General features: G+C 68.4%; 22 protein-coding genes and 2 pseudogenes. 8 read left to right on the forward strand and 16 right to left on the reverse strand.

Features of this window, described 5'->3' with window-relative positions:
• Positions 1-100: 100 nt before the first annotated feature.
• Positions 101-778 carry a c-type cytochrome gene (locus tag AC3A6X_RS03100; protein WP_487840756.1) on the reverse strand — a complete coding sequence of 226 codons (678 nt, stop codon included), beginning with the start codon at positions 776-778 and terminating at the stop codon, positions 101-103.
• Positions 779-850: 72 nt separating this feature from the next.
• Here AC3A6X_RS03100 and yihA point away from each other — a divergent pair, with 72 nt between their 5' ends.
• Positions 851-1,588 (forward strand): ribosome biogenesis GTP-binding protein YihA/YsxC, encoded by a 738-nt coding sequence (gene yihA, locus AC3A6X_RS03105; RefSeq protein WP_487840757.1) that lies wholly within the window; start codon positions 851-853, stop codon positions 1,586-1,588.
• Positions 1,585-2,499 (forward strand): alpha/beta fold hydrolase, encoded by a 915-nt coding sequence (locus tag AC3A6X_RS03110; protein WP_487840758.1) that lies wholly within the window; start codon positions 1,585-1,587, stop codon positions 2,497-2,499. Before yihA ends, AC3A6X_RS03110 begins: the two co-directional genes overlap by 4 nt.
• Here AC3A6X_RS03110 and AC3A6X_RS03115 read toward each other — a convergent pair.
• Together AC3A6X_RS03115 and AC3A6X_RS03120 are read right to left on the reverse strand one after the other, a co-directional pair.
• Positions 2,493-3,377: a lysophospholipid acyltransferase family protein gene (locus tag AC3A6X_RS03115; protein WP_487840759.1), complete on the reverse strand. Its 885-nt coding sequence runs from the start codon at positions 3,375-3,377 to the stop codon at positions 2,493-2,495. The two genes, AC3A6X_RS03110 and AC3A6X_RS03115, sit on opposite strands and share 7 nt — an antisense overlap.
• Positions 3,374-4,300, reverse strand: coding sequence for a lysophospholipid acyltransferase family protein (locus AC3A6X_RS03120; protein ID WP_487840760.1), 927 nt, complete (start codon positions 4,298-4,300; stop codon positions 3,374-3,376). The genes AC3A6X_RS03115 and AC3A6X_RS03120 overlap by 4 nt, the downstream gene beginning before the upstream one ends.
• A gap of 150 nt (positions 4,301-4,450) precedes the next feature.
• Here AC3A6X_RS03120 and metK point away from each other — a divergent pair, with 150 nt between their 5' ends.
• A complete protein-coding gene (gene metK, locus AC3A6X_RS03125) occupies positions 4,451-5,632 on the forward strand; it encodes a methionine adenosyltransferase (RefSeq protein ID WP_106555056.1) in 1,182 nt (393 codons plus the stop codon).
• Positions 5,633-5,734: 102 nt separating this feature from the next.
• On the opposite strand, the pseudogene AC3A6X_RS03130 reads toward metK, so the two are convergent.
• From AC3A6X_RS03130 to AC3A6X_RS03160, 7 genes and pseudogenes are all read right to left on the reverse strand, one after another.
• A pseudogene (locus tag AC3A6X_RS03130) lies at positions 5,735-7,195 on the reverse strand (autotransporter family protein); the annotation flags it as partial.
• A 144-nt stretch (positions 7,196-7,339) separates the two neighbouring features.
• Positions 7,340-7,465: pseudogene (locus tag AC3A6X_RS03135) on the reverse strand (ESPR domain-containing protein); the annotation flags it as partial.
• A gap of 243 nt (positions 7,466-7,708) precedes the next feature.
• Positions 7,709-8,350 carry a phosphoribosyltransferase gene (locus AC3A6X_RS03140; protein WP_487840761.1) on the reverse strand — a complete coding sequence of 214 codons (642 nt, stop codon included), beginning with the start codon at positions 8,348-8,350 and terminating at the stop codon, positions 7,709-7,711.
• 28 nt (positions 8,351-8,378) lie between these two features.
• Entirely contained in the window at positions 8,379-10,496 is a 2,118-nt protein-coding gene (locus AC3A6X_RS03145) for a TonB-dependent receptor family protein (protein WP_487840762.1), read from the reverse strand.
• 74 nt (positions 10,497-10,570) lie between these two features.
• Positions 10,571-10,765, reverse strand: a complete 195-nt coding sequence (locus tag AC3A6X_RS03150; RefSeq protein ID WP_487840763.1) for a hypothetical protein — start codon at positions 10,763-10,765, stop codon at positions 10,571-10,573.
• Positions 10,762-11,952: a PepSY-associated TM helix domain-containing protein gene (locus AC3A6X_RS03155; RefSeq protein WP_487840764.1), complete on the reverse strand. Its 1,191-nt coding sequence runs from the start codon at positions 11,950-11,952 to the stop codon at positions 10,762-10,764. The genes AC3A6X_RS03150 and AC3A6X_RS03155 overlap by 4 nt, the downstream gene beginning before the upstream one ends.
• An 18-nt stretch (positions 11,953-11,970) precedes the next feature.
• Positions 11,971-14,019, reverse strand: coding sequence for a TonB-dependent siderophore receptor (locus tag AC3A6X_RS03160; protein ID WP_487840765.1), 2,049 nt, complete (start codon positions 14,017-14,019; stop codon positions 11,971-11,973).
• A 208-nt stretch (positions 14,020-14,227) separates the two neighbouring features.
• Here AC3A6X_RS03160 and AC3A6X_RS03165 point away from each other — a divergent pair, with 208 nt between their 5' ends.
• The gene (locus AC3A6X_RS03165) at positions 14,228-15,817 is read left to right on the forward strand and encodes a phospholipase D family protein (protein WP_487840766.1); all 1,590 of its coding nucleotides are present in this window, start codon (positions 14,228-14,230) and stop codon (positions 15,815-15,817) included.
• Positions 15,818-15,864: 47 nt separating this feature from the next.
• On the opposite strand, the gene AC3A6X_RS03170 is transcribed toward AC3A6X_RS03165, so the two are convergent.
• A complete protein-coding gene (locus tag AC3A6X_RS03170) occupies positions 15,865-16,383 on the reverse strand; it encodes an Lrp/AsnC family transcriptional regulator (protein WP_487840767.1) in 519 nt (172 codons plus the stop codon).
• Positions 16,384-16,510: 127 nt separating this feature from the next.
• Here AC3A6X_RS03170 and AC3A6X_RS03175 point away from each other — a divergent pair, with 127 nt between their 5' ends.
• Complete coding sequence (locus AC3A6X_RS03175; protein WP_487840768.1) at positions 16,511-17,527, forward strand: 1-aminocyclopropane-1-carboxylate deaminase; 1,017 nt, start codon at positions 16,511-16,513, stop codon at positions 17,525-17,527.
• A 42-nt stretch (positions 17,528-17,569) separates the two neighbouring features.
• Here AC3A6X_RS03175 and AC3A6X_RS03180 read toward each other — a convergent pair whose 3' ends face one another.
• The 3 genes from AC3A6X_RS03180 to AC3A6X_RS03190 are packed head-to-tail and all read right to left on the reverse strand — an operon-like array spanning position 17,570 to position 19,928.
• Positions 17,570-18,259 carry a GntR family transcriptional regulator gene (locus tag AC3A6X_RS03180; protein WP_487840769.1) on the reverse strand — a complete coding sequence of 230 codons (690 nt, stop codon included), beginning with the start codon at positions 18,257-18,259 and terminating at the stop codon, positions 17,570-17,572.
• A gap of 4 nt (positions 18,260-18,263) precedes the next feature.
• Positions 18,264-18,806 carry a cupin domain-containing protein gene (locus AC3A6X_RS03185; protein ID WP_487840770.1) on the reverse strand — a complete coding sequence of 181 codons (543 nt, stop codon included), beginning with the start codon at positions 18,804-18,806 and terminating at the stop codon, positions 18,264-18,266.
• 12 nt (positions 18,807-18,818) lie between these two features.
• Positions 18,819-19,928, reverse strand: a complete 1,110-nt coding sequence (locus AC3A6X_RS03190; protein ID WP_487840771.1) for an alcohol dehydrogenase catalytic domain-containing protein — start codon at positions 19,926-19,928, stop codon at positions 18,819-18,821.
• Positions 19,929-20,068: 140 nt separating this feature from the next.
• Between AC3A6X_RS03190 and AC3A6X_RS03195 the strand changes: the two genes are divergently transcribed.
• Entirely contained in the window at positions 20,069-21,685 is a 1,617-nt protein-coding gene (locus AC3A6X_RS03195) for a bifunctional 3-(3-hydroxy-phenyl)propionate/3-hydroxycinnamic acid hydroxylase (protein ID WP_487840772.1), read from the forward strand.
• On the opposite strand, the gene AC3A6X_RS03200 is transcribed toward AC3A6X_RS03195, so the two are convergent.
• Positions 21,682-22,047 carry a hypothetical protein gene (locus tag AC3A6X_RS03200; RefSeq protein WP_487840773.1) on the reverse strand — a complete coding sequence of 122 codons (366 nt, stop codon included), beginning with the start codon at positions 22,045-22,047 and terminating at the stop codon, positions 21,682-21,684. The two genes, AC3A6X_RS03195 and AC3A6X_RS03200, sit on opposite strands and share 4 nt — an antisense overlap.
• Positions 22,048-22,325: 278 nt before the next feature.
• Between AC3A6X_RS03200 and groES the strand changes: the two genes are divergently transcribed.
• Both groES and groL read left to right on the forward strand, forming a co-directional pair.
• Positions 22,326-22,619, forward strand: coding sequence for a co-chaperone GroES (groES, locus tag AC3A6X_RS03205; protein ID WP_487840774.1), 294 nt, complete (start codon positions 22,326-22,328; stop codon positions 22,617-22,619).
• Between the two features lie 85 nt (positions 22,620-22,704).
• Entirely contained in the window at positions 22,705-24,357 is a 1,653-nt protein-coding gene (gene groL / locus AC3A6X_RS03210; protein WP_309964862.1) for a chaperonin GroEL, read from the forward strand.
• Between the two features lie 75 nt (positions 24,358-24,432).
• Here groL and AC3A6X_RS03215 read toward each other — a convergent pair whose 3' ends face one another.
• On the reverse strand, positions 24,433-24,771 hold the full coding sequence (locus tag AC3A6X_RS03215; RefSeq protein WP_487840775.1) for a DUF805 domain-containing protein: 339 nt from the start codon (positions 24,769-24,771) through the stop codon (positions 24,433-24,435).
• Positions 24,772-24,851 lie beyond the last annotated feature (80 nt).

Consider the following 24,851-nt stretch of genomic DNA (forward strand, 5'->3'; position numbering starts at 1 on the left):
TGCGGACGGTGGAAAGCAAAAAGGCGGGCCATCCTCGCTGGATCGGCCCGCCCTGTTGGGGTTTTTTATCGGCGGTTAGTTCAAGCTGGCGCCTGGGCCATCAACGCAGGCCGGCGATGTAGTCGGAAACGGCTTTGATCTCGCGGTCGTTGAGCTTGGCGGCCACGCCGGTCATTTGCAGGCTGTTCTGGCGGGTGCCGTCGCGGAACTGGTTGAGCTGGACCGTGGTGTAGTCGGCATGCTGGCCGCCCAGGCGCGGGTACTGGGCCGGGATGCCGGCGCCGTTCGGGCTATGGCAGCCGGCGCAGGCGGGGATCTGACGCTCGCCGATGCCGCCGCGGTAGATCTTCTCGCCCAGGGCGACCAAGTCCTTTTCCTTCGCGAAGCCCGGCTTGACCTTCTTGGTGCCGACGAACCAGGCGACGTTGCGCATGTCCTCCTCGGACAGGGCCGAGGCCAGCGGCTTCATGATCGCGCTCTTGCGCTTGCCGGACTTGAAGTCCTGCAGCTGCTTGAGGATGTATTCGGGGTGCTGTTGCGCCAGCTTGGGGTTGGCCGCGATGGCCGAGTTGCCGTCGGCGTTGTGGCACGAGGCGCAGCTCTGGCTGTTGGCCGGGGTGTTGTTGAAGATGGTGTCGCCCTTGGCCGGATCGGGCTTGGCGGCCTTGGCGGGGGCCGCGGCGGCAGCGGGCTTGCTTGCCGGATCGTCGGCCGCGAAGCTGGCGCTGGCGGCGGCGCCCATGAGGGCTGCAAGCAGGAGACGGGCAAACAACTTCATATCGGGGGCTCTGGATTTATGGCGCAAAACCTGGCGATTCTACAATGGCGCCCCGTTACCGAGGCTCCACCCATGACCACCCCGAGCCGCAAGCCGGCCGCCCCTTCCTCCCGCCCGGCAGCTGCCGTGGACGGCGCGGCCGCCGAACGCATCCGCATCGCACGCGGCTGGCTGCATACCGCCCACTTCCTGACCAGCGCGCCGCAGCTGGAGCATCTGCCATCCCTCGACCTGCCGGAGATCGCCTTCGTCGGGCGCTCGAACGCCGGCAAGTCGACCGCCATCAACACACTGACCCAGCAGACCCGCCTGGCCTTCGCCTCCAAGACGCCCGGCCGCACCCAGCACATCAACCTGTTCGGCGTCGGCAAGCAGAAGGTGGACGACGCCGTGCTGGCCGACCTGCCGGGCTACGGCTACGCGGCCGTGCCGCGCGAAGCCAAGCTGCGCTGGCAGCGCGTCATGGGCAACTACCTGATGACGCGCGAGAGCCTGCGCGGCGTGGTGCTGATGTGCGACCCGCGCCAGGGCCTCACCGAGCTCGACGAGATCCTGCTGGAGGTGATCCGCCCGCGGGTCGAGCAGGGCCTGAAGTTCCTCGTGCTGCTGACCAAGGCCGACAAGCTCACCCGCTCGGACGGCGCCAAGGCGCTGTCCATCGTGCGACTGCAGGCCGGCGGCGGCGAGGTCAAACTGTTCTCGGCCTTGAAACAACAGGGAGTGGACGAGGCGGCGGAACTGCTGTGGCGCTGGGCCCATCCGCAGGACGAGCCGCCCGCAGAACCGAAAGAAGGAGACAGCCCGACATGATCCAGACCTTTGCCCGCGCACTGCCCAACGGCACCACGCTCAGCTGCCGTGCCGCCGGCGAGCCCGGCCGCCCCTTGATGGTGTTCCTGCACGGCTTTCCGGAAGCCGCGTTCATCTGGGACGAACTGCTCGAGCATTTCAGCCAGCCGGAGCACGGTGGGTACCGCTGCGTGGCGCCGAACCTGCGCGGCTTCGAGAAGTCGAGCTCCCCCACCGAGGTGTCGGCCTATCGCGCCCACCTGCTGATCCAAGACATCGAGCAGCTTACCCAAAGCGAGCGTGACGATGGCCGCATCGAGGTGCTGGTCGCGCACGACTGGGGCGGCGCCTTCGGCTGGGGCTACGGCAACCAGCATGGCGACAAGCTGGGCCGGCTGGTCATCATCAACTCGCCGCATCCGGGCACCTTCATGCGCGAGCTGCGCAGCAACCCGGCCCAGCAGGCCGCCAGCGCTTACATGAACTTCCTCGCGCGGCCCGATGCCGAAGCGCTGATGTCGGCCGACGACTACAAGCGCATGTGGCTCTCGTTCACGCAGATGAAGGCGGGGCCGGAGGGCTATGGCTGGCTGACGGAGGACGTCAAGGCCAAGTACCGCGAGGTGTGGGACCACGGCCTCACCGGCGCCTTGAACCTCTACCGCGTGACGCCGCTGAAGCCGGCCATCCCCGGCAAGCCTGCCGCCGAGATCCCCGAGCTGCCACGCGAGCGGCTGGTGGTGGAGGTGCCCACCTTCGTCTTCTGGGCCCTGGACGACGCGGCGCTCCTGCCAGGGCTGCTCGAAGGCCTGGAAGACTACGTGCCGAAGCTCGATCTGAAGAAGGTGCCCGACGCCACGCACTGGATCGTGCATGAGCAGCCGGAGTTCGTGGCGCGCGAGATCGAGGCCTTCCTGCAGCGGACTCAGTAGACCGGCGCGGCGCCCTCGGGGCGCGTCTTGAAGCGCCGATGCACCCAGTAGTACTGCGAGGGCATGGTGTCGATGTAGCCCTGCAGGCGCTGATTCATCAGCGCGGTGTCGGCCACCACGTCCTCGGTGGGGAAGTCCTGCCAGGCCGGCAGCACCTCGATTTCGTAGCCGGTGGGCGTGAGCTTCGAGACGATCGGCACCACCTTGGCCCGCCCCAGCCGGGCGAAGCGCGACAGCGAGGGCACGGTGGCCGCCGGCACGCCGTAGAAGGGCACGAAGACGGTCTGGTCGCGGCCGAAGTCCATGTCGGGCAGCAGGTACAGCAGGCCGCCCTTGCGCAGCCCCGCGATGATCGGCTTGATGCCGTCGACCCGGTTGAGCGTGATCACGTTGCCGAAGCGCTTGCGGCCCTCGCGGATCCACTCGTCCACCATCGGATCGCGCTGCGTGGTGTAGATGGTGGTGGAGGGCCGCGCCGTGTGCATGGTCAGCGCGGTGGCCGCCGCATCGAGGCCGTAGAAGTGCGGCGCGAAGAGGATCATCGGCTCCTTGCCGTTGGCGATCTCGTCGATCTCCTCCGGCGAGCCCTTCACCTTCAGCCGCGCGGCCACGGTTTCTTCGGGCGCATGCCAGAGCCAGCTGCGGTCCAGCCAGGACTGCGCCACATAGACGAAGGTCTCGCGCGCGATGCGCCGACGCTCGGCCGGCGACTTGTCCGGAAAGCACAGCGCCAGGTTGGCGTCGACCACGCGCCGGCGCGGCGCGGCGACGGCGTGCAGCACGTGGCCCAGGGCGGTGCCGAAGCTGCGCGCCAGCGGCAGCGGCACGTGGGCCAGGGTGCGCATGAAGACGATACCGAGACGCGAAAACACGCTCATCGCGCAGCCTCCGTCCCAGTCACTGCCGCCGCTTCGCCGCGCGGCTGCTTGTAGCGCGCGTAGTCCCAGACGTACTGGCCCGGCAGCGCGCGGATCAGCGCCGCGATGCCCTCGTTCATCGCGGCGGCGGCGGCCTCCGGCGTGGCCTTCGGGTCGCCCAGGGCGGTGCCGTCGAAGGGCATCAGTCGGATCGCATAGCCCGCGCCGCGCGGCAGCCGCTCGCACACGCCGAAGAAGACGCGCGCCCCGGTTTGCTGCGCCAGGCGCGGCAGCAGGGTCATGGTGTAGGCGGGCCGTCCGAGGAAGGGCGCCCAGACGCCCTGCCCCAGCGGCGGCACCTGGTCCGGCAAGATGCCGGTGTAGCCGCCCGCGCGCAACGTGCGGATCAGCCCGCGCACGCCGGCCACGCTGGTGGGCAGCGTCTGCAGGCCGCGCCGCTCGCGCGAGCCGGCGCCGATCAGCTCCGCCATCCATTTCTTGCGCGCCGGACGGAACAGCGCCGTGATCGGCCCGTAGGCATCGACGAAGCGCTCGCCGAGCGCCTGCCCCAGGATCTCCCAGCAACCGACATGCGGCGAGGCGATGATCACGCCCTTGCGCGCCGCCAGCGCTGCCTCCAGTTCGGCCGCGCCCTCCCAGCGCACGATGCGCGGCAGCACGCTCTCGCCCTGCGGCCGGGCCCACAGCCAGGGCAGCTCGGCCGCCATGGCGCCTGCGGCGCCGATGGCCGGGCGGTACTGCGCGGGCGTGAAGCCGGCGCGCTCGGCGTTGTCCTTGAAGCGCTGGCGGTAGGTGGGCGAGCCCCACCACACCAGCCAGCCCAGGCAGCGGCCGGCGGCATGCATCCAGCGCAGCGGCACATGGGCGAGCAATCGAAACAGAAGGATCATCCGGTTGGAGGGGGTGAATACCAGGACGCGCACGCGGGCTATCGCGCGGCTCGAATACAATCGAAATTGTCGCTGAGTTACGGAACTACTTGCAGGGCGACGTTAAACATCACTGCTAAAGCGTTCGCCACACTCCAAATGGATTGGCAACGCGCCAATTCAACTGCTTGGAGTTTCATCAACATGGCGAACGACTTTCTCTTCACTTCCGAATCGGTCTCCGAAGGCCACCCCGACAAGGTCGCGGACCAGATCTCGGATGCCATCCTCGACGCGATCTTCGCCCAGGACCCGCGCAGCCGCGTGGCCGCCGAGACACTGACCAACACCGGCCTCGTGGTGCTCGCCGGCGAGATCACGACCAACGCGCATGTCGACTACATCCAGGTCGCGCGCGACACCATCAAGCGCATCGGCTACGACAACACCGACTACGGCATCGACTACAAGGGCTGCGCCGTGATGGTCTGCTACGACAAGCAGTCCAACGACATCGCCCAGGGCGTCGACCACGCGAGCGACGACCACCTCAACACCGGCGCGGGCGACCAGGGCCTGATGTTCGGCTACGCCTGCGACGAGACGCCCGAGCTGATGCCCGCGCCGATCTACTACGCGCACCGCCTGGTGGAGCGCCAGGCCCAGCTGCGCAAGGACGGCCGCCTGCCCTTCCTGCGCCCCGACGCCAAGAGCCAGGTGACGATGCGCTACGTGGACGGCAAGCCGCACAGCATCGACACCGTGGTGCTCTCCACCCAGCACCACCCCGACCAGAGCGAGACGCCGACCAAGATGAAGGCCTCGTTCAACGAAGCCATCATCGAGGAGATCATCAAGCCGGTGCTCCCCAAGGAATGGCTGAAGGACACCAAGTACTTGATCAACCCCACCGGCCGCTTCGTCATCGGCGGCCCGCAGGGCGACTGCGGCCTGACGGGCCGCAAGATCATCGTCGACACCTACGGCGGCGCCTGCCCGCACGGCGGCGGCGCCTTCTCGGGCAAGGACCCGAGCAAGGTGGACCGCTCGGCCGCCTATGCCGCGCGCTACGTGGCCAAGAACATCGTGGCCGCGGGCCTGGCGCGCCAGTGCCAGATCCAGGTGGCCTACGCGATCGGCGTGGCACGCCCGATGAACGTGACGGTCTACACCGAAGGCACCGGCGTGATCTCCGATGCCAAGCTTGCGGAGCTGGTGCAGGAGCATTTCGACCTGCGTCCCAAGGGCATCATCCAGATGCTGGACCTGCTGCGCCCGATCTACGGCAAGACCGCGGCCTACGGCCACTTCGGCCGCGAAGAGCCGGAGTTCACCTGGGAAGACACGAGCAAGGCCGCGGCGCTGCGCGCCGCTGCCGGGCTGTAAGCCGCCGCTATCGGCTTCGCGCCCGGACCTTCGCGGTGCGGGCCGCGCAAACTCCTGGAGGGAGGTGAAGCACGCCCCCCTCCCGGCGTGCTTAGCGTCGCCCTACCAGCGCACCCGCAGGCCCACCGAGGCATTGAGCTGCGACTTCACGCGGGTGTCTCCACCCGAGGCCCACAGCTTGCCTACTTCACCGTAGAGGCTGGTCGATTCGCTCAGGCGCAGCGTGAAGCCTGCGGCCAGCTCGGTGGAGGTGCTGCCCGTGCTACTGGCGATGGCTGTGCTGGCGGCCGCGTTGATGAAGCGGGTGCTGTCGTTGCCGCCTGAAGCACGATAGAGATTGACCCGCGCATAGGGCTGCAGCCGGCCCGCACGCGTGGCGATGTCCCCCTTGACGCGCACGCCCACGCGAGCAAGCCAGTTGCCGTCGCGCTCCTGATGCACGCGCGCGCCGGTGATGTCCACGTCGTCGAGGTCCAGGCGCTGGTGCACCAGCTGTGCCTGCGGCTCGATCTGCCAGCCTTCGCCGAGCGCGAAGGACTGGCCGATCTCCAGCGAGGCGCTCAGGCTGCTGCCCTTGCCCTTGCCCTTGGTGCGCAGGTTGGCCAGGGGTTTGACTTCGTAGCGGTGGCGCCCGGCCTGCAGCACGGCATCGGCGTAGAAGCCGCTGTCGCTGCTGTAAGTGGCGTAGCCGCCCAGGTACTGGCTGCGCAGGTCGTTGCTGCCGACGGCCAGGTTGGCGATGCCGCGGGCGAAGCCCTTGACCTGGAGATCGCCGTCGAGTTGGCCGACGTAGAGGCCGGCGCGCCAGTTGGGGGCGGTCCACAGGTCGGTGCCGGCCTGCAGGCCGCTCAGGCGGCCATCGCTTTGCGGGCTGACGGTGCCGCTTTGCTGGATGTTGAGGCGGGTACTGAGGACGCGGCCCCAGGCGCGGCGCTCGGCGCTTGACTGGGCCTGAATCGCTTGCACGGGCGCGCGCATGTCGTCGTCGCCGATGCGCTGGTGCAGGTTGCCGAGCATGGCCAGGTTGCCCTGGCGCAGTTGCTCGGGCAGGGCTGCGAAGAGGGGCACCTCGGCGCGATAGGTGGGCACCTGGGTGGGGGCCGCTGATGGAGCCGGCGGCGGCGGCAGCAGCGGTGACGGATCAACAGGTGCCGGGGAGGCCGGAGGACCCGGGGACTCCGCGGGTGCTGGTGGTGCTGGTGGTGCTGGTGGTGCTGGTGGTGCCGGTGGCACGGGTGGTGCCGGAGGCGGTGCAGGCGGTGCAGGCGGTGCAGGCGGTGCAGGCGGTGCAGGCGGTGCAGGCGGTGGAGGCGGTGCAGGCGGTGGAGGCGGTGGAGGCGGTGGAGGCGGAATGATGGTGCTTGTGGAGCGCAGGTACCAGTTCTCTCCGGCGCCTGCGGCATCGCCGGCCTGCAGGCGGTATTCGTAGGCCCCTGCATCCACATGGCCGCCCTGCAGGGCGAAGGCGTCCTTGGTGCTTTGCGCGGTGGTGGTGGCGCCGTTGAGGGCGCTCACGAGCTCGATGCCGTTGCCGGTGGTCAGCGCACCGAGGCCGCCCCGGTTGCCGTCGAGCGTGATGTCGGCCATGAGCGTGATCGTCGCGTCCGTGGCCACGTTTGCAACGCAACTGGCCAACGAGGCGGTGTCGCTCGCCACACAGGCGAAGGCCGAGGGTGCCGCCCAGGCAAGCAGGCAAGCACTTGCCAGCAAGCGAAGGCGGGGCGAGCAAACCCTCGCGATACCGTTGCGCTTGCCTCGCGCGCGGGCGTTCTCGGGGACGGCCACCCAGGCGCCTAGGGCAGTATTCCAAAGGCTGCGATGCGTTCTGTTCATGGGAGGGGTTGAGTTGTTGTCGGGACGACACGTGCGGCGTGCACGCGCGAGCAGTGCCGCTCCAACGGCCCGCCGCCCTCCGCTCACCTGTCGGAAGTCCTGGCCGCCGCTGTTGAACCTCGGGGGTCTTGGCGACCCGCGGATGCTAGGAAGGTCTTGGTGGCACAGGTAGATCGGCGCGACAAAGAACGAGAATTCAACCTTCGTTCAGCGCACCTCGACCGGGCGCGGGCTGCCGGCGGCCTAGGCGTCGCTCGTCAGGAGCCCGCGCACCTCTTCGTCGGTGGTCTGCCCGAAGTCCTCGTACCAGAGGCCGACCGCGCGGAAGGGCTCGGGCACGTGGACGCAGACCACCTCGTCGGCCACCGTGTTCAGCAGCTGCACGGCCTCCCTCGAGCCGACGGGGACCGCCACCACGACGCGGCCCGCCTGCATCGCGCGCACCGCGAGCGCGGCCGCATGCATGCTGGCGCCGGTGGCGAGGCCGTCGTCGACCAGGAGCGCGACGCGCCCGGCCAGCACCAGCGGCGCGCGCTCGCCGCGGTAGAGCTGTTCGCGGCGCACCAGTTCGGCCTGCTCGCGTTCGACCACCTTCTCCACTTCGGCATCGGACACCTGCCACATGCGCGGGATATCGGACATCACGCGCACGCCGCCGGGCCCGATCGCGCCCATGGCGAGCTCCTCCTGGCCGGGGAAGCCGAGCTTGCGCACCACCACCACGTCGAGCGGTGCCGCCAAGGCCTGGGCGACCTCCCAGGCCACCGGCACGCCGCCGCGCGGCAGCGCCAGCACCACCACCTCGGGCACGCCGCGCCAGGCCGCAAGCGCCTTCGCGAGCACCCGGCCCGCATCGTGTCGATCCCTGAATTCCAGCTGAGCCATTTGCGCTCCTTGTCGTGGCAGCCGCAACTCAGAAACGATACGCCGCTCCCATGCCGAGCGTCCAGCTGCGTCCCGGTGCGGGCTCGAAGTAACGCGCGTTGCCCTCGTTGACGATCAGCGAGCCGATGTAGCGCCGGTCGAAAAGGTTGTCCACGCGCAGGAAGGCATTGAAGTCCCATTGCGCCCAGCGCTTGACGTAGCCCGCATAGAGCGCCGCCACCGCATAGCCCGGCGCGCCAGCCGTGTTGCGGTCGTTGGCTTCGATGTGGCCGAGCGCGCGCAGCTCGGCGCCGGCGCGCCAGCCCTCGGGCGGCACCCAGCCGAAGGAGGCATAGAGCGCGTGCTCGGCAATGCCGGGGATGCGGTTGCCCGCCGCCACCGTGCTGCCCGAGCCGCAGGGCGAAGGCGAGCAGAAGGCATCGCGGTAGCGCGCGTCGAGCCAGGTGTAGGCCAGCTGCGTGCGCCAGTGATCGGCGGTCTCGTGCTGCCAGGCAAGCTCGAAGCCGTCGCGCTTCGTGCGGCCGGCGTTCTGGAAGGTGGCACGGCCGCCGACGTTGGTGTTGGTCACGATCTCGTCGCGCGTGCGGGTCTGGAACAGGGCCGCGGTGAGCAGGCCGCCCGCCAGGCGCGCCTTGGCGCCGACCTCGACGCTGGTGTTGACCGAAGGCTGCAGTCCGAAGTTGAGCCCACCGATGCCGTCGGCCCGGTAGGACAGCTCGTTGAGCGTGGGCGTCTCGAAGCCGCGCCCGGCCGAGGCGTAGAGCGCCAGATCGGGCGTGGCCTGGTAGCGCAGCGAGGCCACCGGCAGGGTCTTGCCGTAGCGCGCGCTACCGCTGTCGTCGCGGTTCGGGCCCACGATGTAGAGGTCGTGCGAGGAGAAGCGCACGTTGCTGCGGCGCAGGCCGGCTTCCAGCGTCCATGCGTCGGCGAAGCGCCAGCTGCCCTGCACATAGGGATCGAGGTTGCGCACCTCGTTGCGCTCGTCGCGGCGCAGCCGGCCCTGCACGCCCAGGGCCAGCGGCGCGGCGGCCCGGCCGAAGAAGTTCTCGAAGCCGCGGCGCTCTTCGCGCAGGCTGTCGTAGGCCAGTCCGACGACCAGGTCGAAGGGGCGGTCCGCCAGCTGCAGTTTTGCGCTCCAGCGCAGGTCCACGCCGCCGTAGTCGCGCGCCAGGTCGATCACGCCGCCGGCATGCAGCGGGTTCAGTTGCGCCGAGGGCGGGATGGACTGGAACTGCACGGTGCTGCGCTGGCCGCCGTAGACCATCAGGCGCAGCGTGTTGGCAGCATCGATGCGGCGCTCGTAGCTGAGGCCGAGCTGCTGCTGGTCCACCGTCTTGCGCGTGTCGAACTGCGTCGCCAGGTCGGCGCCCCGCGGGTTGATGGCGTACTGCTCGGCCGACAGGCCCAGCGGGTCCTGCGCGTAGACATGCACGCTGTTGAAGACGAGCGTGAGCTTGCTGCCGTCGTCCAGCCGGAAGCCCAGCTTGCCGTTCTGGATCTCGCGGTCCGCCGCGCTGTGCTCGCGCCAGCCGTCGGTGTGGAAGCGGCTGGCGCTCAGGGTGTAGTCGACGGCGCCGGTCGAGCCGCCGAGCTTGCTGCCGACGCGCCAGGTGCCGAAGCTGCCGCCCGCCGCCGAGAAGCCCAGGGTCGGCGGCCCCTCGGCGTCCTCGGTGAAGACCTGCACCACGCCGCCCGAGGAATTGCCGTAGAGCGCCGAGAAAGGCCCGCGCAGGATCTCGACGCGATCGGCCGAGCCGATGTCGATGTTGGAGGTCTGGCCCTGCCCATCGGGCAACGTGGCCGGGATGCCGTCCACGTACAGGCGCACGCCGCGCACGCCGAAGGTGGAGCGCGCGCCGAAGCCGCGGATGGACAGCTGCAGGTCCTGTGCGTAGTTCTGGCGGTTCTGGACCTGCAGCCCAGGCACCGAACCCAAGCTCTCGGAGAGGTTCACACCCAGGCGCGCATCGCGCATCTCGCTGCCCTCGACCCGGTCGACCGAACCCGGCACGTCGAAAGGCCGCACTTCGCCACGCGGGGTGGACACGGTGACCTCCCGCAACGTGGGCGCGGATGGAGCGTCCTGCGCAGGGGCGGCGCAGGAAGCGGCGGCGAGCAGGCCGGCCGTGGCGAGGCGGGATTTCATCGCGGCGATTCTGCGGCCACCCGCTGCCACGCCGCGGCGGGCAAGACCCTATGGCGCGGGAGGCGCCAATGAAACTAGGGACCGCTGCGCGGGCGCCGCCAGCCGTACCAGAAGCCAATCACCGTGGGGATGCCGAGCGCGACCCAGGCCACCGCATCGCCCAGGCCGCCGTCGCTGAACAGCGCCGACACCAGGCCGACGGAGGTGAGCACGCCCAGCACGATCGGCCAGCCCCACAGGTGCCAGAAAGAATGGCGGACCTTCGTCATGACCCCGCCTTGGCCGTCACGACCGGCCGCGCGATCGGCGCCGCCGTCGCGCCCTTCGCGGAGGCTTCCCCTGGCGCCGCGGCAGGCACGGCCTTGCCGCGCTTGAGCCACAGGTAGAGGCCGCTGCCCAGCACGATGATGGTGGCGATGTCCAGCAGGGCCCAGAGGATCTGCATCGGCATGCCGCCATAGTCGCCGAAGTGCAGCGGCTGCGAGACCAGCAGAGCCGTGAGGTACCAAGGCAGTTGCGGACTGGCGGTCACCTGGGCGGTCTTGGCATCGACCAGCACCGGCTGCAGCAGGCGCGAGGTGAATGGCTCGCTGCCGCGCAGGAAGACCGTGTTGTGGTGCGGGCTGGAGAAGGCCGTGCCCGGGAAGGCGATGAAGCTGACCTTCATCCCCGGCGCGCGCTCGAGCGCAACTTCGAGCGAACGCTGCACCGAGCCGCGCTCGGCCTTCGGCGTCTCGGGCTGGCCCTTGTAGGGAGCAAGCAGCGCACTCAGCTGGTCGTACTGCCAGTACTTGATCACCAGGTCGGCCCAGGTGTTGATCATGCCGGTGGCGCCCACCGTGAAGGCCCACACCAAGGTCACGATGCCCAGCAGGTTGTGCAGGTCCAGCCACTTGAGGCGCTGCCGGCGCTCGCGCCGCACGGTGCCGAAGTCCAGCTTGCGCATGAAGGGCGCGTAGAGCACCACGCCGCTGACGATGGCCACCAGCAGCAGCAGGCCCATGAAGCCCAGGAACAGCTTGCCAGGCAGCCCGGCGAACAGGTCCACGTGCAGCTTGAGCATCACCCACATGAAGCCCTCGTCGAACTTGGGCTGCGCCAGCACCTGGCCGGTGCGCGCGTCGACCGCCACCGACTTGAAGTCGTCGGTGGGCGCCGGCGTGGGCGTGAGGGTGACGAACCAGAGGCCGTCGTCGTCCTCCGGCTGCGACACGAACTGCACCACGCGCTCGGGATGCAGCGCATGCGCCGTCGCGATCACGCGGTCGAGGCTGGCGCGCGGCGTGCCGGCCGGCATCTTGGGCGCGTCGACCTCGGTGCCCAGGAGGTGGCCGATCTCGTGGTGAAAGATCAGCGGCAGCCCGGTGATGCACAGCAGCAGCATGAAGACCGTGCAGACCAGGCTACTCCACTTGTGTACCCACGCCCAGGCCTTGATTCTTCGGCTGTCGTTCATCGCGGGGATTCCTCCGGTCTAGAAGCGGTACGTGGCGCTGGCCACGACATTGCGGCGCGTGCCCCACCAGCAGTCGCCGCGCGCGAGGCAGGTGCTGAAATACGCCTTGTCCGTCGCGTTGTTGATGTTGAGCGCATAGCGCCACTTCGCGGTCTCGTAGGCGAGCACCAGGTCCAGCAGCGCGACGCTGGGGATGCGGGGGCCGTAGCCGCCGAAGGACACGTCGCGGAAGGAGCCCATGTAGCGCACGCCCGCGCCGGCCGAGAAGCCCGGCACACCTGCGATCGCGAAGCGGTACTTGGCCCACACCGCGGCCTGGTGGCGCGGCAAGCCTTCGATCTGCGGGTCGAGATCGGTGTAGTTGTAGTGCGCCGTCACGTCGAGGTTGGGCGTGATCGAGCCCCTGGCCTCGAGCTCGAGGCCGCGGGTCTTGGTCTGGCCAAGCTGCGTGTAGACGTTGGGGATCGGCTGTGCGATCTGATTCTTCTCGCGCAGGTCGTACGCGGCGGCGCTGAACGCCATGCTGCGCCCGGCCGGCTCGTACTTCACGCCGACCTCCCACTGCTCGCCTTGCAGCGGCCTGAACACCTGACCTTGCTGCGGTGACTGGGGCGTGAAGGATTCGGCGTAGCTGACGTAAGGCGACCAGCCCGAGGGGAAGGCGTAGAGCACGCCGAAACGCTTGCTGGTCGCGCTGTTCGTGGCGTCCTCGCTGCCTTCTGCGCCCGAGACCACGCGATCGCGCCGCAGGCCGGCGATGAAGTTCCATCGGTCCAGCTTGATCTGGTCCTGGATGTAGACGCCGGTCGCGCGCTGCTTGGTGCGCGGGAACGCCTCGCGCTCGGGCTCCACCCGGTTGCCGTACAGCGGTGCATAGGCGTCGATCTCGCTGTAGGTGGTGGCACCCCAGACGTTCTCGCGCTGGTGCGAGTAGTCGGCGCCGATCAGCAGCGTGTGCTTCAGCGCGCCGGTGGCGAAATGGCTTTCGAGATGGTTGTCCAGCGTGTCGATGCGGTTGCGTGTGAGGTAGCTGTCGAGGAAACGGCCGATGCGGCGCTTGAAGATCGGGTCCGCGCCCCAGCCGCCGGCGATCGAGAAGGAATCGCCGTAGTGGTAGCTGTTGTCGTTCTCGTTCTCCGAGTGGCGGAAGTTCTGGCGGAAGGTGAAGTTCTCGTTGAACTTGTGCTCGAACAGCCAGCCGAAAGTCTTGCGTTCGCTGTCGTAGTGGTCGCCGGGCTCGCCGATGAAGCGGCTGGTCGGCAGGCGGCCGTTCGGGTTCGGCAGGATCGTGCCCTCCCACGGGAAGAACTGCGAGGTCGTGCCGCTCTTGTCCTTCTGGTAGAGGCCCTGCAGCGTGAGCGAGGTGGCGGCGTTCGGGCGCCAGGTCAGCGAGGGCGCGATCAGCCGGCGGTCGTCCGGCACGAAGTCGACCTGGGTGTCGGCCTCGCGCGCGACCGCGATCAGGCGGTAGGACCACTGGCCGTCGGCCGTCAGTGGACCGGTCAGGTCGGCCTGGAGCTGGCGGCGATTCCAGCTGCCCAGCTGCACGCCCACTTCACGCTGGGTCTCCTGCAGCGGCCGCTTGCTCACCATGTTGACGATGCCGGCCGCGGTACCCGACCCGAACAGCATGCCTGAGGGCCCGCGCAGCACTTCGAGGCGCTCCAGCGTGTAGGGCTCGGTGCGGGTGGTGCTGGTGTAGTAGCCGTAGGCCTGGCGCAGGCCGTCGAGGTAGACGTCGGGATAGGCGCCGCGCACGCGGACCGAGTCGGTGCGCGCATCGAGGCCGTAGGCGTCCGAACGCACGCCGGCCGCGTAGTTGAGCGCGTCCTGCAGGTTGGTGGCGCCCTGGTCGACGATCTGGTCGCGCGTGACCACCGTCACCGCCTGCGGCGTTTCCGCGAGCGGAGTGTCGGTCTTGGTCGCGGTGGCGGCGTTTTTCGCGCGGTAGCCGATCACGGGGGTGGTGGCGGTCTCTTTCTCCGCGTTCGCATCGACGCGCACCTCGGGCAGGGCGCCGCCGCTGCCGGTCTGCGCAAACACCGTCGATGACGCGGTAAAGGCCATGTACCCTGCCAAAAGCGTGGCGGCCTTTCGCCGCCCGGAAAAGCTGGAAGTCAATTCTCCGTCCCGATTGTTATTGAGAGTGATTCGCATTCTAGTAGTTGATTGTTCTACTTTGAAACCATTTCCCCTCGATTCGCCTGCGTTTTCGGCCGTTGCCGCTGCACTACGATGCGATGCGCCCTCCCCGCGGCGCAGCGCGATGACTCCCGTGGCCCCCGTCCTTGTCCGCACCTTGCTGCTGCTCCAGCGCTGGGCCGCGATCGCCCTCGCCTGTTTTGCCGCCGGCTGCGCCAGCCTGCCGCCGCCCGAAACGCTGGCGCCCGAGGCGGCAATCCCGGCCTCCACCGACACCGAGCTCGGCCGCGTGACCGCCCCCATCCGCGGCGCGGCCGACGGGCTCTCCGCGGTGCGCCCGCTGCCGCAGGCCAACTTCGCCCTGGACGCCAGGCTCGAGCTGATTCGCCGCGCCCAGGCCTCGCTGGACGTGCAGACCTACCAGCTCGGCAACGACAAGACCGGCCGGCTGATCCTGCGCGAGCTGCGCGACGCGGCCCGCCGCGGGGTGCGGGTGCGCCTGCTGCTGGACGACTTCCATACCGCGGGCCTCGACCCCCTGCTGCTGGCGCTGGCGGCCGAGCCGAAGGCGCAGGTGCGCCTCTTCAATCCCTTCGCGAACGGGCGCGAGCACATGACCACGCGCTGGCTGGACTTCTTCACCGACTTCCGGCGGCTCAACCACCGCATGCACAACAAGCTCTTCATCGCCGATGGCGCCCTGGCGATCGCGGGCGGCCGCAACCTGGCGGACGAGTACTTCCTGCGCAGCGAGCTCGCGAACTTCATCGACTTCGAGCTGCTGATGGCCGGCCCGGTGGTGCCCGAGTCAGCGCGCTTCTTCGACAGCTACTGGAACAGCGACGTGGTCTACCCGCTGCAGCGCGTGGTGCGCTCGGCGCAGCGCCAGGAAGCGCTGGTCGCGGCCTTCGACGCCGCCACTTCCGAGCGCGAGGCGCCGCGGCCCGATACACCGCCCGACACCGACATCTTCGGCGAGCCGCGCCTGGCCGCGCAGCTGGCCCGCGGCGAGCTGCACTGGATGCGCGCCGACGCCCACGCGCTCGCCGACAGCCCCAACAAGGCCCTGGGCACCCGCCCACCCGGCACCTGGACGCTGGCCCAGCAGTTCCACTCGACGCTGGGCACTACGGCGCAATCGCAGGTGCTGGTGATATCGCCCTACTTCATACCCGGCGACGAAGGCATGGCGCGCATCCGCGCGGCCCGCGCGCGCGGCATCCGCATCACGGTGGTCACCAACTCGCTGGCCGACAGCGACGAGCCGCTGGTCAACATCAACTACAACCGCTTTCGCGTCGCGATGCTGCAGGAAGGCGTTGAGCTGCTCGAGGTCAGCACCCGCCAGCTCAAGCGCAGCGCGCAGATGCGCCGCCTGCTGCGCCAGGCGCGCGGGCGGCTGCATGCCAAGCTGGCCCTGCTCGACCGCGAATGGGTGCTGCTGGGCTCGATGAACCTCGATCCCCGCTCGGAGCGGCTCAACACCGAGTTCGGCGTGAAGGTGCGCAGCTTCGAGCTCGCGCAGGCCCTGCTGTTCGCCTATTCGCTGGACCACCTGGAAGGCGTCTACCGCGTGGTCCTCAAGCCCGACGGCCGGAACGTGCAATGGGTGGGCACCGGCGACGAGGTCAACGAGGTGCTCGACGACGAGCCCGACTCGAGCCTCCTCACGCGCCTGCAGCTGCTGTTGTTCTCATGGTTCGTTCCGACGGACCAGCTCTAGAAAAACGAGCAGGCGGCAGGGCGCTACGGTGGTGAAGGTGTTCCTGATCACAGGGGGATCTGCGTCGTCGAGAGCACCTGCTTGAGCACGATGAAGGACCGGATCTGGCGCACGCCCGGCAGGTAGAGCAGCTGCTCGGCGTGCAGGCGGTTGAAGCTCTCGCCGTCGCGCGTGCGCACGAGCATGAAGTAGTCGAACTCGCCGGTCACGACATGGCATTCCATGCAGCCGGAGATCTTCGCCGCGGCCTTCTCGAAGGCGCTGAAGGACTCCGGCGTCGAGCGATCGAGCACCACGCCGATCATCACCAGCATGCCGGCGCCGAGCGCCTGGGGATTCAGGAGCGCCACCGTCGCATCGATCAGCCCCGCGCGCTTGAGGCGATCGACGCGGCGCAGGCAGGCCGGCGGGCTCAGGTGGACCTTGTCGGCCAGCGCCACGTTGGAGATGGACGCGTCGGTTTGCAGCGCCCGCAGGATCGCCTTGTCGGTGCGATCGAGCGCGGGTGGGGGTGAGGCAGGCGACTCAGGGCGAGGACGAACTTTTGTTGCGCGGGATGTGGCCATTGTGCAATTCAACCCTTCATGAATCGATCATCGATGCTCGATCGTGCGTAAATAGATCGATATTCGCAACCCTGTGAACGCGCATTTTTCCTACGATGCAGGCGTCACCACATCGAGGATCACTGCCATGCAACTGAAGCGCTTCCCCCGCCATCCCCTGACCTTCGGCCCGACGCCGATCCAGCCGCTGAAGCGCCTGAGCGCGCACCTCGGCGGCAAGGTCGAGCTCTACGCCAAGCGCGAGGATTGCAACAGCGGCCTCGCGTTCGGCGGCAACAAGACGCGCAAGCTGGAGTACCTGATCCCCGAGGCACTTGCGCAGGGCTGCGACACGCTGGTGTCCATCGGCGGCATCCAGTCCAACCAGACGCGCCAGGTCGCCGCCGTCGCGGCCCACCTGGGCATGAAGTGCGTGCTGGTGCAGGAGAACTGGGTCAACTACTCGGACGCCGTCTACGACCGCGTGGGCAACATCGAGATGTCGCGCATCCTGGGCGCCGACGTGCGGCTGGACGCGGCAGGCTTCGACATCGGCATCCGGCCGAGCTGGGAACAGGCCATGGAGGACGTGCGCCGCGCGGGCGGCAAGCCCTTCCCCATCCCCGCGGGCTGCTCCGAGCATCCCTACGGCGGCCTGGGCTTCGTCGGCTTCGCCGAGGAGGTGCGCGAGCAGGAGGCCGCGCTCGGCTTCAAGTTCGACTACATCGTGGTCTGCTCCGTCACCGGCAGCACGCAGGCCGGCATGGTGGTCGGCTTCGCGGCCGACGGGCGCGCGCAGCGGGTCATCGGCATCGACGCATCCGCCAAGCCGGAGCAGACGCGCCAGCAGATCCTGCGCATTGCGCGCAACACCGCCGCACTGGTGGAGCTGGGCCAGGACATCAAGGACGAGGACGTGGTGCTCGACACCCGCTACGGTGGCCCCGAATACGGCCTGCCCAACGAGGGCACGCTGGAAGCCATCCGCCTGTGCGCGCGCCAGGAGGGCATGCTGACCGACCCGGTGTACGAGGGCAAGTCCATGCACGGGATGATCGACAAGGTGCGCCGCGGGGAGTTCGAGCCCGGCTCGAAGGTGCTCTATGCGCACCTGGGCGGCGTGCCGGCGCTGAATGCCTACAGCTTTTTGTTCCGCAACGGCTGAGCGGCGCTCACTCGCCGCCGGGTGAGGCGTGCGAACAGGCCATCAGGCCTCGGCTGCATTCAAAGCCGCCTGCACGTTGCGCTGCGTGCCGAGGATGTGTTCCTCCAGCAGCGCACACGCGGTGTCGACGTCGCGCCGCAGGGTCGCCTCCATGATCTTCCGGTGCTCGTTCGACTTGCGGCGCCCCGTCGTGCGAAAGCGCGCCGAGAAGCGCCGGTAGCGCTCGGCCTGGTCGAACAGGCTCGCGCTCCAGGCGCGCTGGCGCTCCGAGGGACAGGACGCGATCAGCGCGAGATGGAAGGCCCGGTGCAGCTCGCTCCAGCTGTCGTCCAGGACCACCGGCCCATCGCCGAGGCGCGATTCGGCCTTCTCCAGGCGGTGGTAGGCGGCCAGGATCGCGGCCTCCCAGGCGTCGTCGCCATGGCCGATCGCTTCCCGCAGTGCCGGCACGTCCAGCATCACCCGCATGCGGGTGATATCGGCCAGATCCTCGGCGGAGATCGCCGCGACGCGGAAGCCCCGGCGCTCGTCGGCGCGCACCAGGCCTTCCTGGGCGAGCCGGCTCAAGGCCTCGCGCAAGGGGCTGCTGGAAAAGCCATAGGCGTTCTGCAGTTCATCGAGCTTGAGCTTCGCGCCGGCGGCGTGGGTCCCCGCCAGCACGTCCTGGCGCAGGCGCCCGAAGGCCTGCTCGACGAGTGTGGGGGTGTAGTCCGTCCCTTCGCTGCCATGCATGGCGCTAGCTCCTTCGCGGGGCGCCGACCAGCACGAAGAGCATCGTCGCCGGCCGGTCGGACAGGTTGCGCCACGCATGCCGGTTGCCGTGCTGCACGACCACGTCGTGGCGGCGCAGCGGCACCTGCACGCCGTCGTCGAGCTCCAGCGTGATCTCGCCGTCCAGCACGATGTCGTAGTCGATGCTGTCGGTGGTGTGCATGCCCGGGTGCTCGGGCTCGAACTTCTCGGCCAGGCCCGGGATCCGCTGCGCGAACTCGGCGCCGAACGCGGCCGCGTCGAAGTCGGCACGCATCATCACGGCATCGGGCGGGAACACGACCGTCATCAGCCGGGTGCCGCCGGCACCGGGCACGAAACCCACGTCCACCGTGCGATCGGCCGGCGCACCGGCGCCGACGGCATCGCAGGCCTCGGTCGCCCACAGGAGCGCGTTGGCGAAGCCCGGCACGGTCTCGAACGCGCCCGCACGCGGCGCCGGCCCGTCCGACATCACGACCGCCTTGCCATCCGGGCCCGTGCCCGTTACCACTCGTCGGATCTTCATGGCGGGCCTCGCTCAGGGGTTGATGACGAAGTTGCTGAAGCCGCCGTTGCGGGTGGCGATGCCCGAGATGGCCTCGTTCACGCGGTCCAGCGGATAGCAGACATGCTCGAAGATCGACAGGTCCAGCGTTCCGGCCTCGGCCATGTCGGCCATGTCCTGGCCTTCGCCCGCGGTGAACCAGGCCGAGCCCTCGATGCTCTGCTGCTCGTCCATCATGGTGTGCAGGTCCATCCCGACCATGCCGGCGATGGCGCCGATGTTGAAGGCGCGGCCGCCGCGCTTGAGCGCACGGATGCCCTGCTGCATGGTCTCGTGCGGCGCACCCGGGCCCAGCGCGTCGATGAAGGTGTCCACGCCCAGGCCGTCGGTGCGCGCCTTGGCCCATGCGTCGATGGCCTCGCCGTTCGCGTTCGAGAACACCTCGATGCGATCCGGCGCCAACGCCTTCACACGCTCCAGCAGTTCCATGTTGCGTCCGGTGCCGAGGATGCGCGTGGCGCCCATGGCCAGGCCGAACAGCGCGCCGCCGAGGCCCAGCGTGCCGCTGATGCCATTGATCAGGACGCTGCGGCCGGGCCCCACCTTCGCCTTGCGCATGGCCGAGTACATCGTGCCCAGGTAGCCGAAGCGCGCCGCCTGGTTGAAGCTGACGTTGTCGGGGAGCTTCACCAGCGCGTATTGCGGCGCGATCATGTACTCGGAGAGGCCGCCGTACGGGTAGTTCTTGTAGAGCTTGAGGGAGTTCTGCGAGAAGCCGAAGTAGCCGCTGAAGGCGTAGTGCGTGCAGTTGATCAGGTCGCCGTTGCGGCAGGAGCGACAGCCGCCGCAGTACAGGCTCGGGTTCACGTACACGCGGTCGCCGGGCTTCCAGGTGTGGACGTGGGAGCCGACCGCCGTCACCTCGCCGGCCGGGTCCAGCCCGAAGACCGCTGGCAGCGGCGGCAGCGGCAGCTCGGGGAACCAGGTGGTCCAGTTCGCCAGGATGTTGCCCAGGTTCGGCACGATGCCGCACGCATGCACCCGCACTTGCACGTCGTTGGCGGCGGGCTGGGGGATGGGCAGTTGCTCGATCTCCATCGGGGCGCCGACCTTGTGCAGTCGCGCGGCTTTCATCATCGGCATGGATGTCTCCTTTAAATGCATAACTTCGATTTTGTGCATTTTTCAGCAGCAGCCCGCCGGCCGGCATCCGGAGGAACCCTTGGTGCGCAAATTATTATTTTTATGCACAATTTTACATTTCTGCATTCGGAGACCGCCCAATGAATCCCATTCCCGGCCCCCCTGTGGAGGTGGCCATCGTCGGCTTCGGCCCCGTCGGCGCCACACTGGCGGCATTGCTCGGCCGGCGCGGCCGGCGCGTGGCCGTGTTCGACAAGTCGCAGCAGATCTATCCGCTGCCGCGCGCCTTCGCCCTGGACCACGAGGCGATGCGCACCTTCCAGGAGATCGGCATCGCCGGGGCGCTGGCGCCGCACATGACGCCCTACCGCCCCACGATCTACCAGGGCGCGGACGGCGAGCCGATCCAGCACTTCGACATGGGGCCCTCGCCCTACCCGCTGGCCTGGGCACCGTCCTATACCTTCAACCAGCCGGCCCTCGAGGCGTCGCTGCGCCGTGCCGTGGGGCTGATGCCTTCCGTGTCGGTCCACCTGGGCCATGAAGTCGGCTCGCTGGAGGACGACGGCGAGCACGTGCGGCTGTCCGTGCGCGCGCCGACCGGCAGCTCGGGCGAGGTCCGCGCGCGCTATGTGATCGCCTGCGACGGTGGAACCAGCCCCGCGCGCAAGCAGCTCGGGCTGCAGCTCAAGAGCCTGGACTTCGACGAGCCCTGGGTGGTGATCGACATGCACATCGACGAGGACGTGCTCGAGCGCCTGCCGGCCACCAACATCCAGTACTGCAACCCGGCCCGGCCCTGCACCTACGTGGTGGGGCCCGGCACGCACCGGCGCTGGGAGTTCCTGCTGCTGCCGCACGAGACGGGGCAGCGCGACATGCCGCACGAGGCGATCTGGAAGCTGCTGGCGCCCTGGCTGGCCCCGCACGAGGCGCGCATCTGGCGCGCCGCGACCTATCGCTTCCACGCCGTGGTCCTCGACCCCTGGCGCCGGGGACGCGTGCTGCTCGCCGGCGATGCGGCGCACCAGATGCCGCCCTTCCTCGCCCAGGGCATGTGCCAGGGCCTGCGCGATGCGACCAACCTGGCCTGGAAGCTGGACTGGGTGCTGCGCGGCGAAGCCCCCGAGTCGCTGCTGGACAGCTACGGCACGGAGCGCGGCCCCCAGGTCGAGGAAACCACCCGCACCGTCAAGCGCCTGGGCCAGATCATCTGCGAGCGCGATCCCGCGCGCGCCGCGCAGCGCGACCAGGGCCTGCGGGCGCAGCAAGGCGGCAAGGTCCGGGTGCAGCTGCGGCAAAGCCTGCTGCCCGGCGTGCGCCACGGCCTGGTCGAACCCGGCCACGACGCCGCCGGGACGCCGTTCCCGCAAGCAGTGGGCAGGATCGACGGCCATGGCGCCGCGGAGATGATGGACGACCTCCTGCCGCGCGGCTTCCTGCTGTTCCTGCGCGAGACCCCCGCGCCGGCTCAATTGCGGACGTTGCGAAGCGGCCTGGAAGCACTCGATGCCAAGGCCGTCTGCCTGCATGAGGCCAATGGCATCGAGGGCCTGCTCGGCTTGGCCGAGGCCGACGGCATGCTCGCCCGCTGGTTCGAGGCCCAAGGCTGCGGCGCGGCGCTGGTGCGTCCCGACCACATCGTCTACGGTGTGGCCGCGGATGTCGACGGCGCCGCGGAGCTGCTGGAGCGGGCGCGCCGGGCGGCCGGCTTGCGAGAGCCTTGTTCGCTGTCGGTCGACGCCGCTTCGGGTTAGGAGGCGAGCGGGTCTTGTTCGGCGTACTCCCGGTCCAGCAGGCCGCCGGTCGCCTTGAACCAGCAGATCGAGTCGTGCGCGGCGACGACCGCCAGCTTGACCTGCTCGGACGCAGCCGGGTCTGCCAAAGCCGCCCACTTGGCGCTATCGGCCGCCTGTTCGAGCTCGAATACGGCCTCGCGTTGACCGGGGGCAGCGTCGCCTTCCACCGCAGGCCGCGTTTTCGCAAACTTCCGCCGAAACTCGGCGACGACCGCCACGAGAACGGGGGATGCCATGCCGCCAGTCGCCAGCACGGCTTCAGCCGCGGTCAATCGGCTGTCGAGCTGGAGGCAAACCTGTTGCGCAATCGTTGTCGTCATGATGGTCTCCCGGTCAGGCCGGCCGCCCCACTGTAAAACAGCTCAGCGGCCGCCCTCCGAAAGTTAGGTGGCGCCTTCACGAATGTCCAGTGGTCGCTCCTCAAGAACCGACAACTTGCAAGCGCGCCGCGCCCTCGCCCGCTTGAAAGCGTCAGAATTGCCCTTATCATTAGCACTCGCTGAAGAGGAGTGCTAACAACACCCGCTTCCAGTGGCTGGGCAGGCGGCCATCAGGCCGCAGCCCGAACCAGAACCCCGTTTCTTATTCAGGAGATGCAATGAAACTTCGTCCTTTGCACGATCGCGTGATCGTCAAGCGCATTGAAAGCGAAACCAAGACCGCCTCGGGCATCGTGATCCCCGACAACGCCGCCGAGAAGCCCGACCAGGGTGAAGTGCTGGCCGTCGGTCCTGGCAAGAAGACCGACAAGGGCGAACTGGCTGCCATGAGCGTCAAGGTCGGCGACCGCGTCCTGTTCGGCAAGTACAGTGGCCAGACCGTCAAGGTCGATGGCGACGAACTGCTGGTCATGAAGGAAGACGACCTGTTCGCGGTCGTTGAAGCGAAGTGATTTTGCGGGACAGACCAGTCGAGCGCGAAGCGATCGCTGCTCTGTCCCCAACTGACTGGATCAACATTTTTTTCGGAGATATCTCATGGCAGCAAAAGACGTAGTGTTCGGCGGCGAGGCCCGCGCGCGCATGGTCGAAGGCGTGAACATCCTGGCCAACGCGGTCAAGGTGACCCTGGGCCCCAAGGGCCGCAACGTGGTGCTCGAGCGCTCCTTCGGCGCCCCCACCGTGACCAAGGACGGCGTGTCGGTCGCCAAGGAAATCGAGCTCAAGGACAAGCTCCAGAACATGGGCGCCCAGCTCGTGAAGGAAGTGGCCTCCAAGACCTCGGACAACGCCGGTGACGGCACCACCACCGCGACCGTGCTGGCTCAGGCCATCGTTCGCGAAGGCTTCAAGTACGTGGCCGCGGGCATGAACCCGATGGACCTGAAGCGCGGCATCGACAAGGCGGTCACCGCCCTGGTCGAAGAGCTGAAGAAGGCCTCGAAGGCCACCACCACCTCGAAGGAAATCGCGCAGGTCGGCTCGATCTCGGCCAACAGCGACGAGACCATCGGCAAGATCATCGCTGACGCGATGGACAAGGTCGGCAAGGAAGGCGTGATCACCGTCGAAGACGGCAAGTCGCTCGACAGCGAGCTGGAAGTCGTCGAAGGCATGCAGTTCGACCGCGGCTACCTGTCGCCCTACTTCATCAACAACCCCGAAAAGCAGAGCGCGATCCTCGAGAACCCGTTCGTGCTGCTGTTCGACAAGAAGATCAGCAACATCCGCGACCTGCTGCCCACGCTGGAGCAAGTGGCCAAGGCCGGCCGTCCGCTGCTGATCATCGCCGAAGAAGTCGAAGGCGAAGCCCTGGCAACGCTGGTGGTCAACACCATCCGCGGCATCCTGAAGGTCGTGGCCGTCAAGGCGCCTGGCTTCGGCGACCGCCGCAAGGCCATGCTGGAAGACATCGCCATCCTGACGGGCGGCAAGGTCATCGCCGAAGAAGTGGGCCTGACGCTCGAGAAGGTGACGCTGGCTGACCTCGGCCAGGCCAAGCGCATCGAAGTGGGCAAGGAAAACACCATCCTCATCGACGGCGCCGGCGCTGCAGGCGACATCGAAGCGCGCGTGAAGCAGATCCGCGTGCAGATCGAGGAAGCCACCAGCGACTACGACCGCGAGAAGCTGCAAGAGCGCGTGGCCAAGCTGGCCGGCGGCGTGGCGGTGATCAAGGTCGGTGCCGCCACCGAAGTCGAGATGAAGGAAAAGAAGGCCCGCGTCGAAGACGCCCTGCACGCCACCCGCGCGGCAGTGGAAGAAGGCGTGGTGGCCGGCGGCGGCGTGGCGCTGCTGCGCGCCAAGCAGGCCCTGGGCGACAAGGTCAAGGGCGACAACGCTGACCAGGACGCCGGCATCCGCCTGGTGCTCAAGGCCATCGAAGCGCCGCTGCGCGAGATCGTGTTCAACGCCGGCGGCGAAGCCAGCGTGGTGGTGAACGCGGTGCTGGCCGGCAAGGGCAATTACGGCTTCAATGCGCAGAACGACACCTACGGCGACATGCTCGAGATGGGCATCCTGGACCCGACCAAGGTGACCCGCACCGCGCTGCAGAACGCCGCTTCCGTGTCTTCACTGCTGCTGACGACCGAAGCCATGGTCGCCGAAGCGCCGAAGGACGAATCGCCTGCCGGCGGCGGCATGCCCGACATGGGCGGCATGGGTGGCATGGGCGGCATGGGCATGTAATCAGCCTGGCGCTTCAGCCAACAAAAAACCCCGCGGCGCGAGCCGCGGGGTTTTTTCATTGGGCGATTGAAGACCTCAGGCAACGGCGAGTGGCGGTGAGCCGTATTCGTTGCTCTCGGGCTGGCTCGGCTGCACCGCGAAGTACAGCAGCACCAGGTTCACCAGCGGGATCAGGCCCAGCAGCAGCCACCACCCGCTCTTGCCGATGTCGTGCAGGCGGCGCGCGCCGGCCGACAGCATCGGCAGCAGGAAGGCAAGGATGACGAGGCCATAGACGATCTCGTGAATGAAGCCGGCCACGATCGCGACGATCACATAGGCCAGCACGAACCACCAGTACTCGGACCGCGAGGCGCGGCCGCTGAAGTCCACGTACTTGCTGAAGCAGGTCTTGACGGCTTCTTGAAAATTCATCGAACAGCTCCTCTTGATAGTTCCCACGGGAAAACTCCCGCGGCCATCATAAGGGGCGGTCCGCCGGCTTTTGATGACGA

The organism is Variovorax sp. Soil_C_12 (genome assembly GCF_057657375.1).

What these genes read in the sequence shown, in the direction of transcription:
- AC3A6X_RS03190 (WP_487840771.1), bottom strand. Translation starts at nt 19,928, where the DNA reads ATGCCGATGATGAAAGCCGCGCGACTGCACAAGGTCGGCGCCCCGATG.
- AC3A6X_RS03115 (WP_487840759.1), bottom strand. Translation starts at nt 3,377, where the DNA reads ATGAGCGTGTTTTCGCGTCTCGGTATCGTCTTCATGCGCACCCTGGCC.
- AC3A6X_RS03155 (WP_487840764.1), bottom strand. Translation starts at nt 11,952, where the DNA reads ATGAACGACAGCCGAAGAATCAAGGCCTGGGCGTGGGTACACAAGTGG.
- groL (WP_309964862.1), top strand. Translation starts at nt 22,705, where the DNA reads ATGGCAGCAAAAGACGTAGTGTTCGGCGGCGAGGCCCGCGCGCGCATG.
- AC3A6X_RS03170 (WP_487840767.1), bottom strand. Translation starts at nt 16,383, where the DNA reads ATGGCCACATCCCGCGCAACAAAAGTTCGTCCTCGCCCTGAGTCGCCT.
- AC3A6X_RS03100 (WP_487840756.1), bottom strand. Translation starts at nt 778, where the DNA reads ATGAAGTTGTTTGCCCGTCTCCTGCTTGCAGCCCTCATGGGCGCCGCC.
- AC3A6X_RS03185 (WP_487840770.1), bottom strand. Translation starts at nt 18,806, where the DNA reads ATGAAGATCCGACGAGTGGTAACGGGCACGGGCCCGGATGGCAAGGCG.
- groES (WP_487840774.1), top strand. Translation starts at nt 22,326, where the DNA reads ATGAAACTTCGTCCTTTGCACGATCGCGTGATCGTCAAGCGCATTGAA.
- AC3A6X_RS03215 (WP_487840775.1), bottom strand. Translation starts at nt 24,771, where the DNA reads ATGAATTTTCAAGAAGCCGTCAAGACCTGCTTCAGCAAGTACGTGGAC.
- AC3A6X_RS03200 (WP_487840773.1), bottom strand. Translation starts at nt 22,047, where the DNA reads ATGACGACAACGATTGCGCAACAGGTTTGCCTCCAGCTCGACAGCCGA.
- AC3A6X_RS03150 (WP_487840763.1), bottom strand. Translation starts at nt 10,765, where the DNA reads ATGACGAAGGTCCGCCATTCTTTCTGGCACCTGTGGGGCTGGCCGATC.
- AC3A6X_RS03140 (WP_487840761.1), bottom strand. Translation starts at nt 8,350, where the DNA reads ATGGCTCAGCTGGAATTCAGGGATCGACACGATGCGGGCCGGGTGCTC.
- AC3A6X_RS03180 (WP_487840769.1), bottom strand. Translation starts at nt 18,259, where the DNA reads ATGCATGGCAGCGAAGGGACGGACTACACCCCCACACTCGTCGAGCAG.
- AC3A6X_RS03175 (WP_487840768.1), top strand. Translation starts at nt 16,511, where the DNA reads ATGCAACTGAAGCGCTTCCCCCGCCATCCCCTGACCTTCGGCCCGACG.
- yihA (WP_487840757.1), top strand. Translation starts at nt 851, where the DNA reads ATGACCACCCCGAGCCGCAAGCCGGCCGCCCCTTCCTCCCGCCCGGCA.
- AC3A6X_RS03160 (WP_487840765.1), bottom strand. Translation starts at nt 14,019, where the DNA reads ATGGCCTTTACCGCGTCATCGACGGTGTTTGCGCAGACCGGCAGCGGC.
- metK (WP_106555056.1), top strand. Translation starts at nt 4,451, where the DNA reads ATGGCGAACGACTTTCTCTTCACTTCCGAATCGGTCTCCGAAGGCCAC.
- AC3A6X_RS03195 (WP_487840772.1), top strand. Translation starts at nt 20,069, where the DNA reads ATGAATCCCATTCCCGGCCCCCCTGTGGAGGTGGCCATCGTCGGCTTC.
- AC3A6X_RS03145 (WP_487840762.1), bottom strand. Translation starts at nt 10,496, where the DNA reads ATGAAATCCCGCCTCGCCACGGCCGGCCTGCTCGCCGCCGCTTCCTGC.
- AC3A6X_RS03110 (WP_487840758.1), top strand. Translation starts at nt 1,585, where the DNA reads ATGATCCAGACCTTTGCCCGCGCACTGCCCAACGGCACCACGCTCAGC.